9 protein-coding genes, 12 tRNA genes and 2 rRNA genes (1 of these 23 only partly in view) are annotated in these 17,773 nt (G+C 52.2%); all 23 read left to right on the forward strand.

Annotated elements, in window-relative coordinates; translation table 11 throughout:
• Positions 1–1,436: ribosomal RNA gene (locus tag MJA45_RS01560) — 23S ribosomal RNA — on the forward strand; it begins 1,490 nt to the left of the window's first position.
• 74 nt (positions 1,437–1,510) lie between these two features.
• A 5S ribosomal RNA gene (gene rrf, locus MJA45_RS01565) occupies positions 1,511–1,627 on the forward strand.
• A gap of 7 nt (positions 1,628–1,634) precedes the next feature.
• Positions 1,635–1,710 (forward strand) — tRNA-Asn (locus MJA45_RS01570).
• Position 1,711: 1 nt separating this feature from the next.
• A tRNA-Thr gene (locus MJA45_RS01575) sits at positions 1,712–1,787 on the forward strand.
• Positions 1,788–1,794: 7 nt separating this feature from the next.
• Positions 1,795–1,869 (forward strand) — tRNA-Glu (locus MJA45_RS01580).
• A 14-nt stretch (positions 1,870–1,883) separates the two neighbouring features.
• A tRNA-Val gene (locus MJA45_RS01585) sits at positions 1,884–1,959 on the forward strand.
• 18 nt (positions 1,960–1,977) lie between these two features.
• Positions 1,978–2,053: transfer RNA gene (locus MJA45_RS01590), tRNA-Thr, on the forward strand.
• A 7-nt stretch (positions 2,054–2,060) separates the two neighbouring features.
• Positions 2,061–2,135, forward strand: a tRNA-Gln gene (locus tag MJA45_RS01595).
• Between the two features lie 4 nt (positions 2,136–2,139).
• Positions 2,140–2,215, forward strand: a tRNA-Lys gene (locus MJA45_RS01600).
• A 12-nt stretch (positions 2,216–2,227) separates the two neighbouring features.
• Positions 2,228–2,310, forward strand: a tRNA-Leu gene (locus tag MJA45_RS01605).
• 5 nt (positions 2,311–2,315) lie between these two features.
• Positions 2,316–2,390 (forward strand) — tRNA-Gly (locus MJA45_RS01610).
• Between the two features lie 15 nt (positions 2,391–2,405).
• Positions 2,406–2,482, forward strand: a tRNA-Arg gene (locus MJA45_RS01615).
• Positions 2,483–2,509: 27 nt separating this feature from the next.
• A tRNA-Pro gene (locus tag MJA45_RS01620) sits at positions 2,510–2,586 on the forward strand.
• 27 nt (positions 2,587–2,613) lie between these two features.
• A tRNA-Gly gene (locus MJA45_RS01625) sits at positions 2,614–2,687 on the forward strand.
• Positions 2,688–3,030: 343 nt separating this feature from the next.
• Entirely contained in the window at positions 3,031–5,820 is a 2,790-nt protein-coding gene (gene ppc / locus MJA45_RS01630) for a phosphoenolpyruvate carboxylase (protein WP_315605555.1), read from the forward strand.
• A gap of 572 nt (positions 5,821–6,392) precedes the next feature.
• Positions 6,393–6,983 carry an RNA polymerase sigma factor SigW gene (gene sigW / locus MJA45_RS01635; protein WP_315605556.1) on the forward strand — a complete coding sequence of 197 codons (591 nt, stop codon included), beginning with the start codon at positions 6,393–6,395 and terminating at the stop codon, positions 6,981–6,983.
• Between the two features lie 52 nt (positions 6,984–7,035).
• Complete coding sequence (locus MJA45_RS01640) at positions 7,036–7,641, forward strand: anti-sigma factor family protein (RefSeq protein ID WP_315605557.1); 606 nt, start codon at positions 7,036–7,038, stop codon at positions 7,639–7,641.
• A gap of 123 nt (positions 7,642–7,764) precedes the next feature.
• Positions 7,765–8,592: a diadenylate cyclase CdaA gene (gene cdaA / locus MJA45_RS01645; RefSeq protein WP_315605558.1), complete on the forward strand. Its 828-nt coding sequence runs from the start codon at positions 7,765–7,767 to the stop codon at positions 8,590–8,592.
• Positions 8,585–9,991 (forward strand): CdaR family protein, encoded by a 1,407-nt coding sequence (locus MJA45_RS01650; protein ID WP_315605559.1) that lies wholly within the window; start codon positions 8,585–8,587, stop codon positions 9,989–9,991. Before cdaA ends, MJA45_RS01650 begins: the two co-directional genes overlap by 8 nt.
• Before the next feature lie 54 nt (positions 9,992–10,045).
• Positions 10,046–11,386, forward strand: coding sequence for a phosphoglucosamine mutase (gene glmM, locus MJA45_RS01655; RefSeq protein WP_315605560.1), 1,341 nt, complete (start codon positions 10,046–10,048; stop codon positions 11,384–11,386).
• Between the two features lie 469 nt (positions 11,387–11,855).
• A complete protein-coding gene (gene glmS, locus MJA45_RS01660) occupies positions 11,856–13,685 on the forward strand; it encodes a glutamine--fructose-6-phosphate transaminase (isomerizing) (protein ID WP_315605561.1) in 1,830 nt (609 codons plus the stop codon).
• A 698-nt stretch (positions 13,686–14,383) separates the two neighbouring features.
• A complete protein-coding gene (locus MJA45_RS01665; protein WP_315605562.1) occupies positions 14,384–14,797 on the forward strand; it encodes a cupin domain-containing protein in 414 nt (137 codons plus the stop codon).
• 461 nt (positions 14,798–15,258) lie between these two features.
• On the forward strand, positions 15,259–17,574 hold the full coding sequence (locus MJA45_RS01670) for a helix-turn-helix domain-containing protein (RefSeq protein ID WP_315605563.1): 2,316 nt from the start codon (positions 15,259–15,261) through the stop codon (positions 17,572–17,574).
• Positions 17,575–17,773: the final 199 nt, after the last annotated feature.

Here is a 17,773-nt window from a genome sequence, read left to right on the forward strand (position 1 = left end):
GACGCAGACGGATGGAAGAGTCTGTCCAAGCAGCAAGGCTGGTGTGTAGGCAAATCCGCACACTGATAAGGCTGAGCTGTGATGGGGAGGGAAAATTACAGTACCGAAGGTCTTGTACTCATGCTGCCAAGAAAAGCCTCTAGCCAGGTGAAGGTGCCCGTACCGCAAACCGACACAGGTAGGTAAGAAGAGAATTCTAAGGCGCGCGGAAGAACTCTCGTTAAGGAACTCGGCAAAATGACCCCGTAACTTCGGGAGAAGGGGTGCCTCGGTAGGGTGAATAGCCCGAGGGGGCCGCAGTGAAAAGGCCCAAGCGACTGTTTAGCAAAAACACAGGTCTGTGCGAAGCCGCAAGGCGAAGTATACGGGCTGACGCCTGCCCGGTGCTGGAAGGTTAAGGGGAGCGGTTAGCGCAAGCGAAGCTGTGAACCGAAGCCCCAGTAAACGGCGGCCGTAACTATAACGGTCCTAAGGTAGCGAAATTCCTTGTCAGGTAAATTCTGACCCGCACGAATGGCGTAACGACTTGGGCGCTGTCTCAACGAGAGATCCGGTGAAATTTTAATACCTGTGAAGATGCAGGTTACCCGCGACAAGACGGAAAGACCCCATGGAGCTTTACTGCAGCTTGATATTGGACTTGGGTACGATCTGTACAGGATAGGTGGGAGCCTAAGAATCATGAGCGCCAGCTTGTGAGGAGGCGACGTTGGGATACCACCCTGATCGTATCTAGGTTCTAACCTCCTCCCGTGAATCCGGGAGAGGGACCGTGTCAGGCGGGCAGTTTGACTGGGGCGGTCGCCTCCTAAAGCGTAACGGAGGCGCCCCAAGGTTCCCTCAGAATGGTTGGAAATCATTCGCAGAGTGCAAAGGCAGAAGGGAGCTTGACTGCAAGACGTACAGGTCGAGCAGGGACGAAAGTCGGGCTTAGTGATCCGGTGGTACCGAATGGAAGGGCCATCGCTCAACGGATAAAAGCTACCCTGGGGATAACAGGCTTATCTCCCCCAAGAGTCCACATCGACGGGGAGGTTTGGCACCTCGATGTCGGCTCATCGCATCCTGGGGCTGAAGTAGGTCCCAAGGGTTGGGCTGTTCGCCCATTAAAGCGGTACGCGAGCTGGGTTCAGAACGTCGTGAGACAGTTCGGTCCCTATCTGTCGCGGGCGCAGGAAATTTGAGAGGAGCTGTCCTTAGTACGAGAGGACCGGGATGGACGTACCGCTGGTGTACCAGTTGTTCCGCCAGGAGCACCGCTGGGTAGCCAAGTACGGACGGGATAAGCGCTGAAAGCATCTAAGCGTGAAGCCCCCCTCAAGATGAGATTTCCCAATTAGTAAGACCCCTTGTAGACGACGAGGTAGATAGGTTCGGCGTGGAAGTGCTGTAAAGCATGCAGCGGACGAATACTAATCGGTCGAGGGCTTATTCATGACCCCTTTAGGGGAGTTTAAAGGATGAAACAACGTAAGCTTCGATTCCAGTTTTCAGGGTGCAAACTCTGACGTTTGGTGATGATGGCGGAGGGGAACCACGCGTTCCCATCTCGAACACGACCGTTAAGCCCTCCAGCGCCAATGGTACTTAGATCGCAGGATCTTGGAAGAGTAGGACGTTGCCAAGCGGTATATTCCCTGATAGCTCAGTTGGTAGAGCACTCGACTGTTAATCGAGTTGTCACAGGTTCGAGTCCTGTTCGGGGAGCCATGCTTCCATAGCTCAGTAGGTAGAGTGCATCCATGGTAAGGATGAGGTCACCGGTTCGATCCCGGTTGGAAGCTCCATTTTCTCGGCCCGTTGGTCAAGGGGTTAAGACACCTCCCTTTCACGGAGGTAACAGGGGTTCGAATCCCCTACGGGTCACCATTTCTTATCAAGTTGGAGGCTTAGCTCAGCTGGGAGAGCATCTGCCTTACAAGCAGAGGGTCGGCGGTTCGATCCCGTCAGCCTCCACCATTGTCCTTCAAGGGACATGCCGTTGTAGCTCAATTGGTAGAGCAACTGACTTGTAATCAGTAGGTTGGGGGTTCAAGTCCTCTCGACGGCACCAGGAACGCTGGGGATTAGCCAAGCGGTAAGGCAACGGACTTTGACTCCGTCATGCCAAGGTTCGAATCCTTGATCCCCAGCCATTTTGAGCCATTAGCTCAGTTGGTAGAGCACCTGACTTTTAATCAGGGTGTCGAAGGTTCGAGTCCTTCATGGCTCACCATTGGTTTGGTTCGCGCGTATGGCGGAATTGGCAGACGCACTAGACTTAGGATCTAGCGGGCAACCGTGGGGGTTCAAGTCCCTCTACGCGCACCAACTATGCGGACGTGGCTCAGCGGTAGAGCATCGCCTTGCCAAGGCGAGGGTCGCGGGTTCGATTCCCGTCGTCCGCTCCATTATACTTATCGTGTGTTCCCTTAGCTCAGCTGGATAGAGCGTTTGACTACGAATCAAAAGGTCGGGAGTTCGAATCTCTCAGGGAACGCCATTAAGTATGGAAATTTTCTAAAGGTTACGGGACGTAGCTCAGCTTGGTAGAGCACCTGGTTTGGGACCAGGGGGTCGCATGTTCAAATCGTGTCGTCCCGACCATTTTTAGAGAATAAGCATTATCCTCATGCGGGTGTAGTTCAATGGTAGAACTCCAGCCTTCCAAGCTGGTAGCGTGGGTTCGATTCCCATCACCCGCTCCATTTTTTAATCCAGGACCGATTGGTCTTTTTTTGTATAAGCGGACAGCTAGTCAGCTTTTTTTTTGTGGAAATGCTTTAGTGCATGAACGAAGTAAAGCGGTTAAGTGTCCCAATGTATTCTAATATCCTATAGGATTAGATAGGATTTTGTTGGATTTTGCCGAAATCGCTGTTCTTAGGGAAAGCGGGTATGATAAACTAGACTAAATAACCATTCGGCAGCCGTTTAATTAATCATGGAGCAGGCTGGCTCATGGGAAACCTTCAGCCTCGGCTAGTCTCAAATGTTGAAGAATCAATGACGGAGTGGCTACAGAAAGAAATTAAGGATTGGGTGAGAGAAATGACTGAAGTAAATCTTATGGCGAAAGGCTCAACCAACAACTTACTGCGCCGGGATGTCCGCTTTCTGGGGAACATTCTCGGGGAAGTGCTCGTTCACCAAGGGGGGAAGGAGCTTCTTGCCGTTGTCGAAAAAATCCGGGAGCTGAGCAAATCGATCCGTGCGGAGTTCGTGCCTGATCTGTATAAAGAATTCAAGCAGACCATCGATTCCTGTCAGCCGGAAATTCGCCACCAGGTGATCCGGGCTTTTGCTATCTATTTTCAGCTGGTGAACATTGCGGAGCAGAACCACCGGATTCGCCGCAAGCGTGATTACGATCGTACGGCGGGGGAGACCATCCAGCCGGGATCGATTGAAAGCATTATAAAGGAATTAAAGCAGCAGGATATGCCGGTGGAGGAAGTTCGCAGCATCCTGGAAGGCATTTCTCTAGAATTAGTTATGACCGCCCACCCGACGGAAGCGACGCGTAAAGCGGTTCTCGACATTCATCAGCGTATCGCCCATGAGGTGGAGCAGTACGACAATCCTATGCTTACTTACCGGGAGAGAGAACAGCTAAGGGATAAGCTGAAGAGTGAAGTGCTCACGCTCTGGCAAACCGATGAGCTTCGGGACCGGAAGCCGACGGTCGTCGATGAAGTGCGCAATGGGCTGTACTATTTTGACGAGACGTTGTTTGATGTGCTTCCTGAGGTTTATGGAGAGCTGGAACGCTGCCTTGATAAGTACTACCCGGGTGAGTCGTGGCACGTGCCTTCTTTCCTGCGTTTTGGATCTTGGATTGGCGGGGACCGGGACGGAAATCCATCGGTAACGGCCGCTGTAACGTGGCGCACGCTGGTCATGCACCGGGAGATGGCGCTAGAGAAGTATAAAGTAACGCTACGGGAGCTCATGCAGCATCTCAGCTTTAGCAAAAACATTGTCTCGGTAAGCGAGGAGCTGCTGGAATCCATTGCCCGCGACCGGGATTCGGTGGACCTGGAAACGGAGGAGCCTTGGAGGAACGAGAAGGAGCCTTACCGCATCAAGCTGACCTATATGCTGGAGAAGATGAACAACACCGCTCAACCCGGCTACCCGGATGGTCCGGGCAAATACAATTCCGTTGAAGAATTGATTGCCGATCTGAAGGTAATGGATGCCAGCCTGCGGCTGCATTATGCCGATTATGTCGCGGATTCCTATACGAAGAAGCTCATCCGGCAGGCGGAACTGTTCGGCTTCCATATGGCTGCCTTGGATGTGCGTCAGCACAGTAAGGAGCATGAGAAGGCGATGAGCGAGGTTATGCTTAAGATGGGCATAGCCGACGATTATTCGGCTCTCTCGGAGAAAGAAAAGATCGAGCTTCTAACTCGTACCTTAGATGACCCGCGGCCGATCACTTCACCTTACCTTGATTACAGTGAATCGACCACGGAGTGCCTGAATGTCTATAAAACGATCAAGGCCGCTCAAGAGGAGTTCGGACGCGGCTGCATCACCAGCTACTTGATCAGTATGACCTGCGGGGCTAGTGACCTCCTGGAGGTTATGGTGTTCAGCAAGGAGTTTGGCCTTTACCGCCGCCAGGCGGACGGAACGGTTACTTGTACGCTGCAGCCGGCTCCCCTTTTCGAGACGATCGAGGATCTGCATGCTGCGCCGGAGATTATGGATACGCTGTTTAACATTCCGGCGTACCGGGACAGCCTCAACAGCTTGAACCAGCTGCAGGAGATTATGCTGGGCTACTCGGACAGCAACAAGGACGGCGGCGTTCTGACGGCGAACTGGGAGCTTCGGGTCGCACTGAAGCACATTACGGAGGCGGCCAAAAAGCACCAGGTTAAGCTGAAATTCTTCCACGGACGCGGCGGTGCTCTTGGCCGCGGGGGAATGCCGCTTAACCGCAGCATTCTGGCCCAGCCGCCAGAGACATTGGGCGGCGGCATCAAGATCACGGAGCAGGGAGAGGTTCTGTCCCAGCGTTACGCCATTAAGGGAATTGCTTACCGCAGCCTGGAGCAGGCTACGTGGGCGTTGATCACGGCGGCTGTCATGGCCCGTAACCCGCAAAGTGATCTTTCCGAGAACAAATGGGAAGGGTATATGAAGGACATTTCGGAGCAGGCGCAGACGAAGTACCAGGATCTGATTTTCCGGGATCCGGATTTCCTCACCTTCTTCTACGAGTCCACTCCGCTTCCGGAAATCGGTGAGCTTAACATCGGCTCGCGTCCGGCCAAACGTAACAACAGCGGGCGTTTTGAGGACTTGAGGGCCATTCCTTGGGTGTTCTCCTGGACCCAGACCCGGTACCTCCTTCCGGCTTGGTACGCGGCAGGCTCGGGACTCCAGAGCTTCTACCAGAACAAGCCGGAGAACATGAAGCAGCTGCAGCAAATGTACGCCAAATGGTCGTTCTTCCGCACCGCGATCGACAATCTCCAAATGGCGCTCGCGAAAGCCGATATGACCATTGCGAAGGAGTACGGCCAGCTCGTGAAGGATCCGAAGATCGCCGAACGGATCGCCAACCTGATCCAGGAGGAATACCAGCTGACCTCCAACCTTATTCTGCAAATTACCGGTCAGCAGGAAATCCTCGACAACGTGCCGATTCTGCAGGAATCCATCCGGCTGCGTAACCCTTATGTCGATCCCCTCAGCTATATGCAGGTTCAGCTGCTGACGGAGCTGAGAGGGCGGAAGGATAATGAAGAAGACGACGGCGAGCTCCTGCGGGAAGTTCTGCTTACCATCAACGGAATTGCCGCGGGGCTTCGAAATACAGGCTGATGCCATCCGGTTGGGCCGGATAGCCAGAGATTGATGGATGGCCCACCAGGCATCGGGGATACAGTCAGAAAGTCGGGCCGATGGCCCGGCTTTTTTTTAAGCTTCTTTTTCTAAAGCAGGTCGTGACCCGTCCAAGTCGGGTGCTCCCGCAGGTCCGATGGCCGAGCTCAGCAAAGGGGAAAGGCCACAGGGGCATGATCTTTGAGCTGCTGGGGAGACTGCTGGTGCCAAGATTGCGCTTGTCTTGGTAAGATCGATCTGGGACATAAGTCTCGAAAACGTGTCAAAGAAGAGAAAGAGGGGGTATTAAGAAAAGAGCAGCTTCTTCGGAGAATGGATGTGTTTTGCGGGGGTAGAGTTAGGGGGCAGTTGCACTTTAAGGACAAATCTGCCATAATGCTCACATCTGCATGAATTTGTTCCCTTTTGCCGGTTAAGAAGATCTTGCCGGGCTGGGAAAGCAAGGGAACCAGAATTACTGGATTCCTGTTACCTAACACCAATCGCCGCAATAAGGATGGGAAGGCCAAAAGCCAGAAGAAGCTGCAGCTTTCATACGGGGGGAAAGGAACTTGAATTATGTGGAAACAAGGCTGGCTAAGCTTGCCCGGACGGGAGACCGGAGAGCTTTTGCTGAACTTGTGGATCTGTATAAAGATAAAATGTATCATTTGGCGTACCGGATGCTGGGGCAGTCTCATGAGGCCGAAGACATCGTTCAGGAGACGTTTCTTAGGGTGTACACGAATCTGGACCGCTATGACGTGAACCAGAAATTCTCCACCTGGATCTACCGGATCGCCACCAACCTGTGCATCGACCGCCTGCGCAAAAGAAAACCGAATTATTCGCTGGACGCGGAAATGCCGGAAGGGGAAGGGGCCGATTGGTACTCTCTTCTCGCTAGTGACCAGCCGTCGCCGGAAAGCGAGGTTATGCTGTCGGAGACGCAGGAGCATATCCGCCGGGCCATCGATTCGCTGCCGGACAAGTACAAGTCGGTGGTTATTCTCCGTTACCTCCAGGACCTGTCCCTGCAGGAAATCGGGGATGTGCTGGACATGCCGGTCACCACGGTCAAGACGCGGGTTCACCGCGGACGGGAATTCTTAAGGAAAAAGCTCGAGTCGGAATACGGCGGAAAAGTTTTTGAAACAAAATAAATCGTGATTCGTATGATACTATACAAGATTGAAAGAAAGGAGAGGCTCTCCAATGGATTGCAAGCAAGCTGTCCGGGAAATGCATGAATTTCTGGACGGAACCCTGACGGGACCCAAAGCGGCGGCTTTGAAAGAACATATGCTGTCGTGTCCCGACTGCCGGCTCGTGTTCCAGCAGTTGGAAACCACCGATGCCCTGGTCAAGTCGATGCCGCGTCCTTCGGCACCCGATGATCTGACCGACCGAATCATGGGTGCTCTGCCCCAATCACGAAAGAAAGCATCCTGGCTTCAATGGGTTAAGCGTCATCCGGCGATTTCCGTTGCGTCGGTTTTTTTGCTGGTTATGGTGAGCAGCTTTCTCTCCCTGTGGAATGAGGATACCCAAATGACGGTCAAGGGAGCTAACCTCGATCAGCTCGTGATCAAAGGCGATACCGTGTATCTGCCGGCCGGCCACAAGGTGAACGGCGACCTGATGGTCAAACGGGGCAAAATCCAGGTGGACGGGGAATTGAACGGCAACCTCATCGTCATTGACGGAACCTATGCCCTCGCGTCCACGGCCAAAATTTCCGGAGAAACCCGTGTGATCGACCAGGCGCTGCAATGGCTGTGGTTTGAGATGAACGAAATGGTCGGCGGCCTGGCCAAATAGCTACGTTAATCCAACCTCCCCTGGGCTTGAAGGGGAGGTTTTTTATTGAAAATGTGGTATCATCTATAGAGAGAAAGAGAGAAGGAATGCCGAACCCAGGGGGTTCGTATTGGGGGATCGAGAATGGACTACTTGAGGGATTTGACATTCAAAAGCTCCATTAAAGAAATCATCGACATTGTGATTGTCAGCTATGTCATCTATAAGCTTATCCTCCTGCTCCGCGGCACCCGGGCGGTCCAGCTTTTAAAAGGGATTTTCGTCGTTGTCATTGCCTGGGCGATAAGTGTGTGGTTCGATCTGAATACGCTGAAATGGATGATGAACCAGACGTTTAATTTCGGCGTTCTGGCCGTTATCATCATCTTCCAGCCGGAGCTTAGGCGGGCGCTCGAGCAGCTCGGACGGGGCAAGCTGTTCAGCCGGAGCACGTCCGAGGAGGACGCGCTCATCAATGAGCGGATCGGCGAAATCCTGAAGGCCGTTAACTATTTATGCCGCCGAAAGATCGGCGCGTTAATCGTGTTCGAGCGGGAAACGGGGTTGAACGAGTACATAGAGTCCGGGATTCCCATACGGGCGGAGATTTCCTCGGAGCTTCTCATTAACATTTTTATCCCGAACACACCTCTTCATGACGGGGCGATCATTCTCAGGCAGAATCAGCTGATGGCGGCGGCGTGCTACCTCCCTCTTTCGGAGAATCCTTTTATCAGCAAGGAATTGGGGACCCGCCACCGCGCCGGCATAGGCGTAAGTGAAATGTCGGATGCGATCTCGGTTATCGTGTCGGAGGAAACGGGACAGGTCTCCCTTGCCATCAACGGACTGGTGGTCCGGGACATCAAGGAAGAATCGCTCATCTCCAAGCTGTACGAAGAGCTGAAGACGAAGAAGACAACGAAGGAAAAGAGCTCTTTCTGGAAGCGGAAGGGTGGTTCGGATGGATAAATGGCTTCAGAACAACAATGTCGTGAAAGTGATTGCTCTACTGGCGGGGATTCTTCTCTGGATAGTGGTCCATATGGATGTGCAGTCGTCTTCTACGGGTTCGGGGTCTCTGGTCCGGGAGGATAAGGTCAACAATGTGGCGATCACGCCCAAATACGATTCAGATCAATATTACATCAAGTCGATAGAGCCGGCGGAGGCGACGGTCGTCCTCCGTTGGAAGGAAAGCTCGCTCCGTAGGGTTAACACCGGCAATCTGCAGGTGGAGCTCGACCTCAGCCGTTACACGGAGGGCCAGCATGTTATTCCTCTTCGTGCGACGGGCGTCTCGGATTGGGTTACCGCGGAAGTCATTCCGCAAACCGTGAAGGTGGTCATCGAGAAAAAAGAAAAGAAGGTCGTTCCGGTTGTCATCAATGTGACCGGGACGCCGGCGGACGGCTACAAGGCGGGGCAGCCGGTGATCAAGCCGAACCGGGTGCAGGTCACGGTGCCGGAAAGCCGCTTGGAGGAAGTGGACGCCGCCAAAGCGGACATCAGCGTGGATAAGGCCACAGGCAACATCTCGAAGCAGGTGAAGCTGACGGTCTATGACAAGGCAGGGAAGCCAATCGAAGGCATCGTGAATCCGCAGCTGGTCGAGGTGGAGGTGCCGGTGACGAGCCCCTTTAAGCAGATGCCGCTGCAGGTCAAGGTAACCGGCCAGCCGGCGGCGGGCTTCAGCGTAGAATCCATAACCCAGGTACCGGACCAGGTGACCGTCTATGCCCCGGAGGATGTCCTGAACAAGCTGGAGTTCTATGAGGGGCTGCAGATTGACTTGACAGGGTTGAAGGAATCCAAGAAAATGACAATGGACATTCCGCTCAAGAACAAAGCCACTCAAGTAACTCCGAATAAAGTGGAGGTTTCCATTTCCGTCGTTCCTTCCACGGTCAAGGTGGTGGACAACGTGCCCATCACGCTTGTAGGAGACAATCCCGGGTTTACGGCTAAGCTGGTGACCCCGGATACCGGAAAGGTCTCCATTCAGCTCGAAGGGGCTCCGGCGATTCTCGACAAGCTGAAGCCGCAGGATGTTCAGGCGGTGGCGGATGTCAGCAACCTTTCGCCTGGGCGGCATGAGCTGAACATTACGTGGAACCTGCCGATGTTCGTGAAGAAACCGGCGACGGACTATAAAGCGGTCGTAGAGGTAACCGGCGGGGGGAATCCCGCTCCGAGCCCGACGGCTAAGCCCAGTCCTTCGCCAGTGACGCCGACGCCGTCCCCAAGCCCGTCGTCGGCGCCAGCCCAAAGCAAGCCTACGGAGACTCCAACGCCGACGCCGGTGCCAAGCTCAACAGCTACCCCTACTCCCGGAGCATCGACAAGCCCGGCCGCCTCGACGGTCCCGTAAGAAGGATACAAGGCATTTGAGAAGAGAAGCGATTAAGGAAGGGGTTTACGATACATGGGGAAATATTTTGGAACGGATGGGGTTCGGGGGGTGGCCAATCAGGGCCTGACACCCGAGCTCGCTTACAAGATCGGCCGCTGCGGCGGCTATGTGCTGGCAGGAAAGTCCAAGCACCCGCAGGTTGTGATCGGGCAGGACACACGCATTTCGGGTCCAATGCTCGAAGCGGCACTGGTGGCGGGTCTTCTGTCTATCGGAGCGAACGTCATCCGCGTTGGCGTCGTTTCGACGCCGGGGGTCGCCTATTTGACCCGTACGCTGGGAGCGGATGCCGGTGTTATGATCTCGGCTTCCCACAATCCGGTGGAGGACAACGGAATCAAATTCTTCGGCGGAGACGGCTTCAAGCTGTCGGACGAGACGGAGCTCGAGATCGAACGGCTGATGGATGCTGAAACCGATGAGCTGCCGCGGCCGGTGGGCGGCGATCTGGGAACGGTGACGGAAAATGCGGAAGCGAAGTTTCAATACATGGAGTACATCAAGACAACGGTCAAATCTTCCTTCGAGGGGCTCAAGATCGTGCTGGACTGTGCCAACGGGGCGGCCTACGAATTGGCTCCGCGCGTCTTCGAAGAGCTGGGGGCAACGGTTATTGCTACTGGAGCGAATCCGGACGGCCGCAACATCAACGCTGGCTGCGGCTCCACTCATCCCGAAGCGCTGGCGAAGGAAGTGCTGGCCCATAAAGCCGACCTCGGACTTTCCTTCGATGGGGATGCGGACCGCCTCATTGCCATTGATGAGAATGGGGAGGAAATCGACGGGGATTACCTACTGACGATCTGCGGAGACGCGCTGAACAAGGAAGGCCGCCTCAACCAAGGGACGATTGTCACGACAGTGATGAGCAACCTGGGCTTCTTTAAAGCCGTTAAAGATCTCGACATGAAGACCGCCCAAACGGCGGTGGGCGACCGATACGTGATGGAAGAGATGCGCAAAGGCGGGTACAACCTGGGCGGCGAGCAGTCGGGGCACGTGATCTTTCTCGATTACAACACTACCGGGGACGGGATTCTGACGGGCCTTCAGCTCGTCGACACCATCGTTCAATCGGGCCAGAAGCTGAGTCAGCTTAAGCAGAAGATGCGCAAGTTCCCTCAGGTGCTCGTGAATGTCCGCGTAGGCGACAAGAGCAAGCTGAAGGGGAACGAGAACGTCGAGAAGGCCATTCGCGAGGTGGAAGCGAAGCTCGGAGAGAACGGGCGGGTGCTGGTGCGTCCGTCGGGTACGGAATCCCTCATTCGCGTCATGGCGGAAGGACCGGATAAGGCCGAGGTGGAAGGCTACGTTCATACCATTGCCGAAGTCATCCGGAAAGAATTGGTATAAAACAAGAATGCCAAAAAATCCCCTATGTTTGAACAGGGGATTTTTTGTGTTATTATTGTATAGTTGGCCATCCTAAAAACAGTTGCCATTTGGGGATATTGCGAATATGATGGTCATAGGTTTTTCACTTTTGATAGAAAGGTGGATAGTGGGTTAGACCAATAGCGCCAGAACTTGGAGCGGGACCGTGAAATCTTATTCTGCGGCCGAAAGCCGAAAGAAGGAAGATCCGTAACAAGTTGACGAGGTGAAGGTGTTCGAAATTTTCGGCGGGGACCTTCCGGCAGCATGCATGCCGTTAAGTTGGAGGGCAAAACGTCGCGGGTGACCGGGCGTACAAGAATCCAACCGCATTCCATAACGAAGCAAATTCTTCAAGGTTCAAAAAACATCGGTTTTGGACCTGTCTTTAGTATTGCCATTTTACCTAAAAAATCATTAGAGACGAAAATAGTGGAGGTCATGAACCATGTGCGGAATCGTTGGATATATCGGGAATCGAAATTCCCAGGAAGTTTTAATCGAAGGGCTGAAGAAGCTGGAGTACCGCGGGTACGATTCGGCGGGCGTAGCCGTTTTTACGGATAAAGGATTGGAAGTCAAGAAAGCGAAAGGCCGTCTAGCCGTTCTCGAGTCGCAGCTGGGAGAAGCACCGCTCGCCGGAACGATCGGAATCGGGCATACCCGCTGGGCCACCCACGGCAAGCCGTCGGATGTGAACTCGCATCCCCACACGGACAACTCGATGAAATTCTCCGTCGTGCATAACGGAATCATCGAGAATTACGGCGAACTGAAGGATGAGCTGTCTGCCAAAGGGCATCAATTCGTCTCGGAGACGGATACGGAGGTTATCTCCCACCTGATCGCGAGCCTCTACGACGGAGACATCGTGCAGGCTGTTCAGAAGGCCGTCAGCCGCATGAAAGGGGCTTTTGCCCTGGGTGTTCTGACAGAGTATGAACCGGATAAGCTGGTGGCCGTTCGTCTGGCAAGTCCGCTCATTATTGGAGTGGGCCAGGGAGAGAACTTCATCGGCTCGGACATTCCGGCCATTCTGAACTATACCCGCGACGTCTATATCCTGAACGACGGCGAAATGGCCGTTCTGACACGGGATGGTGTCGAACTGTTGACATTGGAGGGGAATTTTATTTCCCGGGAATTATTCCATGTCGATTGGGATCTCGTTACGGCGGAAAAAGCCGGATTCGATCACTTCATGCTAAAGGAGATCTACGAGCAGCCAAAAGCTTACCGCGACACGATGGGAAGCCGGCTGAGCGATGACGGAAAGAGTGTTGTTCTGAACGAAATCAAAATGACGCCGGAAGAAGTAAAGGCCATCCACAACATTCACATAGTGGCCTGCGGTACGGCTTACCACGCCGGTCTGGTCGGCAAATCGGTGATTGAGCACCTGGCGCGCATTCCGGTGGAAACGGACGTGGCTTCGGAGTACCGTTACCGCTCCCCGATCATCACGAAGAACACGCTCGTGGTCGTCGTGAGCCAGTCCGGGGAAACGGCCGATACGCTGGCCGCCCTCCGGGAAGCGAAGCGCTGCGGCGCCCGTGTCGTGGCGATCACGAACGTGGTCGGCAGCTCGGTAGCCCGCGAAGCGGACGATGTGATCGTCACCTGGGCGGGGCCGGAGATTGCGGTCGCCTCGACGAAGGCGTACACCTCGCAGCTCATTGCGTTCTACCTGTTCGGCCTGTATCTGGCCCAAACGCTTGGAACGCAGGAGGAGGCCGTGCTGGCCGAGACGATCGCCGCTCTGCAGGCTCTTCCGGAGCAGGTGGAAGCGATCCTGGAGCAGGCGGAGACGTACAAGGCGGTAGCCGAAAAGATCGCCACGCACGAGAACCTGTTCTTCATCGGCCGCGGCTTGGATTATGCGGTCGCCCAGGAAGGGTCGCTGAAGCTGAAGGAAATTTCTTACATTCACTCCGAAGCCTATGCGTCGGGTGAATTGAAGCACGGAACGCTGGCTCTCATCGAGGAAGGCATACCGGTCATCGCCTTGGCGACCCAGGATGCGCTACTGGAGAAAACGGTCAGCAACATCCAAGAGGTGTCGGCCCGCGGCGCTTACGTCATCGGGATCGGCATGGAAGGAAGCCCGTCGCTCGAGAAGAGCGTGAACGAGCAGTTCCTCATCCCGGGAACGCTCAGCTTGCTGACGCCGGCGCTGTCCGTGGTGCCGCTGCAGCTGTTGAGCTACTACGCATCGCTCGCGAGAGGCAATGACGTGGATAAGCCGCGTAACCTGGCCAAGAGCGTTACGGTGGAGTAAGGCGGGCAGCGAAATCTTGTCTAGTTGACTCATTACTATAAATTGTTGTTCTGAACAATAAAGTTTTGTTCTGCAAACATCATGGGCCGTCCTACAAGCTGAGGACGGCCTAATTTTCGTTTTATATAGTGTTCCAAAGATGAATACGATAGGCAGGAGAGACAAACCGTCTGCTGAGACACTATATGATTAAGAAAGAAATAGAAGGAGATCGGACAAATAGTTCCGGTCTCTTTTAATTCACTTTGATGTATTCGTCAGAGTATACGAGCAAACAAAATGCGGTTTTTTTTGTCTAAGTGGATTCATCTGGCATGGTGGAAAAGAACAAATAATTTTCGGCGAACAAATCAAACCAGACCAGACATAATTTCCTTCTTTACTCGGAGATGGCTGATAGGTTCTTCGACAATCTTGTCTTGATCGCATCCTGGGTTTTAAGCACCTTTCGATCCAATTTCGTCCTTTCTAAATTCACTTTTCTGAGATAATCGGCACTTGTAGATAGTTTGTTCAGTATTCCACACATCGTGAGGTATTGACGATTGAAAGTATTTTGTTTCTGTTTAGAATTATAAACGTAGGTTGATTAAACAATCCATGTTCATTTTTGATGGGCAACTGGAAAAATTCCTACAAGTTTGTTTCCCAAATAAAGTTTGACCATTACCGGTTTAAAGTGAATAGGAGGAGCCAAAATGGCAAAACACGAAGAAGTAAAAAACGGCGTGATTTTCCCTGTGGGAGAGATGAATGAAGCCTTTGCCCAATATTTTGTGGGACAAAGTTACCTAAAGACGTTGGTTGCCGATCCTAAAGTTAATGTTGGAGTTGGGAACGTGACCTTTGAACCGGGATGCCGGAATAACTGGCATATTCACCGTGGGGGATTCCAGCTTTTATTAGTAACGGGTGGGGAAGGCTGGTACCAAGAAGAAGGAAAACCCGCTCAATTCTTAAAAGCTGGTGATGTTATTGTCACCCATGATGGTGTCAAACACTGGCATGGAGCTGCAAAAGACAGCTGGTTTGAACACATCGCCATTACGGCAGGTAAGCCGGAATGGTTGGAGCCCGTATCCGATGAGGAATATCAGCAAGCAACAAAATAGGTTTAAAGAAGAAACGGCAGCCGAAGTATGGCTGCCGTTTGTTACTCTGGATAGGCTCTATATTTATTTGTCATATGCTAACGTCATTGGATGGGAAAAGCCAAATCTTTTTGTTGGCTTATCTGTAAAAGAAATCGAGAAGCCTGGCCTCCTTCAATCATTGAGGTGGTTACCTATGGATATTATAAATTAAAGATAGTCAGTAGGGAATTTGAAGGTTGATTTTACCTTTTAACGATTTCCCTTCCCGAAGGTTTTCTGTATAAATAAGGATATACAGTCCGCCACGAGGGCAGAAGCGGTTGGAGTAGGGATGCCTAGGTTGGATTCTATATAAACGGTTGAAGCAGGGACGGCTTCCGTAAGGACAGTCGGGCCCTGCTGTTTTGCATCCGCCGCTCTACCTGCCAATGGTGTAAAATGAGAAGCAGATATCTTGTGGGTAACGGGGGAAAACGGGTATGAGCCTTCGCAAAATTCGTCTTAGTAAACAGAGCATCATAGTCAGTTGGCTCCTCTCTTATATCTCTGTTCTGCTTGTTCCGATTGTAATCAGTATTATCCTATACACGGCAACCTGGCATGTGGTTGTGTCTGAGGTGAATCGCGCCAACGAAGCGCTTCTTCAACAGATGGAGCAGGCCATTGATAATAATCTCAGCGGCATTGAACGGTTGAGCGTAGAGATGGCGTTAAGCAAGCGTCTTGCCGGTTTTATTAATGCACCCAAACCTTTCTCGGACAGTGATTATTACGAAATTATTAGTTTAGCCGGCGATCTTCGAGTATATAAGATGGCCAACGACTTTATCGAAGAGATCTATGTTTACTATAAGAATAGCGACACGGTGGTTTCGACGCATGAACCTATCAATAGCCGAAAGCTAATGGAGAATATCTCGGGGCAAGAAAGTGTGAATTATGACGAGTGGAATGTTTTTTTTGGCAAAAGATATATCCAGGAATACGCACCGGTAACGCTCTCAGAGAATGGACAACCGGTGAAAGCTGTCATGTATGCCAAATCGATTCTGCTGGATAACCCGGAACAGCCGGGAGCGGTTATCCTGTTTATCATCAAGGAAACGAAGCTGCTTGAAAATATCAGTCCCATGAACCAAACAACGGTTGCTGTTATAGATAAGAATAATCAACTCATAGCCTCCCATGGACCAAAGACCAACTATTCCGAATTTTTATCTTACGATAGATTGGCGGGTAAGAATGGCTTGTTGTATGGTGAACTGTCAGGAGAAGAGATTGCCGTCTCCTATACCACCTCGAAAAGCAGCGGCTGGAAATATGTTTCTATCATGCCCTCCGAGTTGTTCGATGAGAAGATGAAATATGTTAAGAAGCTGATCTATGTAAGCTTAACGCTCAGCATTCTGATCGGTGGACTGGTGACGTTCCTATTCGTAAAACGAAACTATAACCCGCTCCATTCGCTGATCCGAAACTTATCCACCCGGTCAGGCATCTCCTTTGAAGAAGGCTCGAACGAATACGGCTATTTGCAAGCTGCTCTAAACAACACCTTCGCGGAAAAAGAAAGAATCGGGCAGCGGCTCGAGCAGCATCGAAATGCGATTCGATCCCATTTCTTACAAGGTCTGCTGAAGGGGCGCTTGGATCAGAACGTGCCTGTGTACGAATCTCTCGCGGCGCATAACATAAACCTTACCTCACCTGATTTCGCGGTGCTGCTCTTCCAAGTGGATCATTACGGCAAATTCATGGAGACCGGTTTTGTAGAGCCTCAGAAGGTGAGACTCGTCCACTTCATTATTATGAACGTGGCCGAGGAAGTAGCGGGCAGCAGACATTACGCGATGGCTGCCGAGATAGATGATATGCTGGCATGTATTATTAATTTACAAGAAGGGTACGAGACGGATGATCTAACGCGGATCGCTGAGCAAGTCAAGCAGTTCGTTCAGGATCACTTCCATATCCGCTTGACGATTGCTGTAAGCGGTATCCATCAGGAGCTGGAAGGGATAACCGGAGCCTATCAGGATGCTCTGGCTGGGCTGGAGTATCGCTTCGTGATGGGAAGCGGCGAAATTATCCGTTATGAGGATTTGCCAAGGGAAGGCTCCGTTCGGGAGAGCACAAGCTATTATTATCCGTTACCTGTTGAGCAGCAGCTCATTAATTTTGTGAAAACAGGTGATTATGAGAAGTCTAAAGCGTTGATCGACGAGGTCGTCGAAATCAATGAATCGGATGCCTCGTTATCTGTGCCGATGGCCAAGTGTCTCATGTTTGATCTCATTAGTACCATGCTCAAAACAATAGATGAGATTGGGGCAAGCGACAAGCGGGAATTCTTGAACAGAGTGAACGCGGTAGACCGGCTCACTGCCTGCGAAACGATTAAGGAAATGAAGATACAGATCGGGGACGTGTTAAGGCAGGTTTGTCAATCCATCCAGGAGGAGAGGAAGCAGGATAACAACCTGCTGAGCCAGAAGGTCATCGCCTATGTCCGGGAGCATTATAGCTCCGATAACCTCAATATTGCGATGATTGGAGAAGCCTTCCGGCTGACACCTTCTTATTTATCCAAGCAGTTCAAGGCACAAACGGGGGAAGCTCTGTTGGAATTCATCAACAAAACCCGGATTGAGAAAGCCAAAAGGCTTCTTTCTGAAGAAGCCGGTTCCATTATGGAAGTGGCCAGAAGAGTGGGATACTCCGATATTAACACGTTTAATCGGGTTTTTAAGAAATACGAGGGCATTACGCCAGGCAAATACAAAGACATACTGTAACCATTTTCCAAGGAAGAGCCGCTTAGTGCGGCTTTTTAGGTTTTTGGAGCTAGCCTTCTAGTTTTGAAGAAAGAGTAGTACCGATTTTACAGACGAATTTCGCTTTTTGATGATGTTCAAATCTGCTGCGGTCGGCTCATAATAACGCATGGGTGCACAGAACCGCTGTCCCGTGCGCTGCCATAACTTACTTAGCCTA

Source organism: Paenibacillus aurantius, from assembly GCF_032268605.1.
Classification (GTDB): Bacteria; Bacillota; Bacilli; order Paenibacillales; family NBRC-103111; genus Paenibacillus_AO; species Paenibacillus_AO aurantius.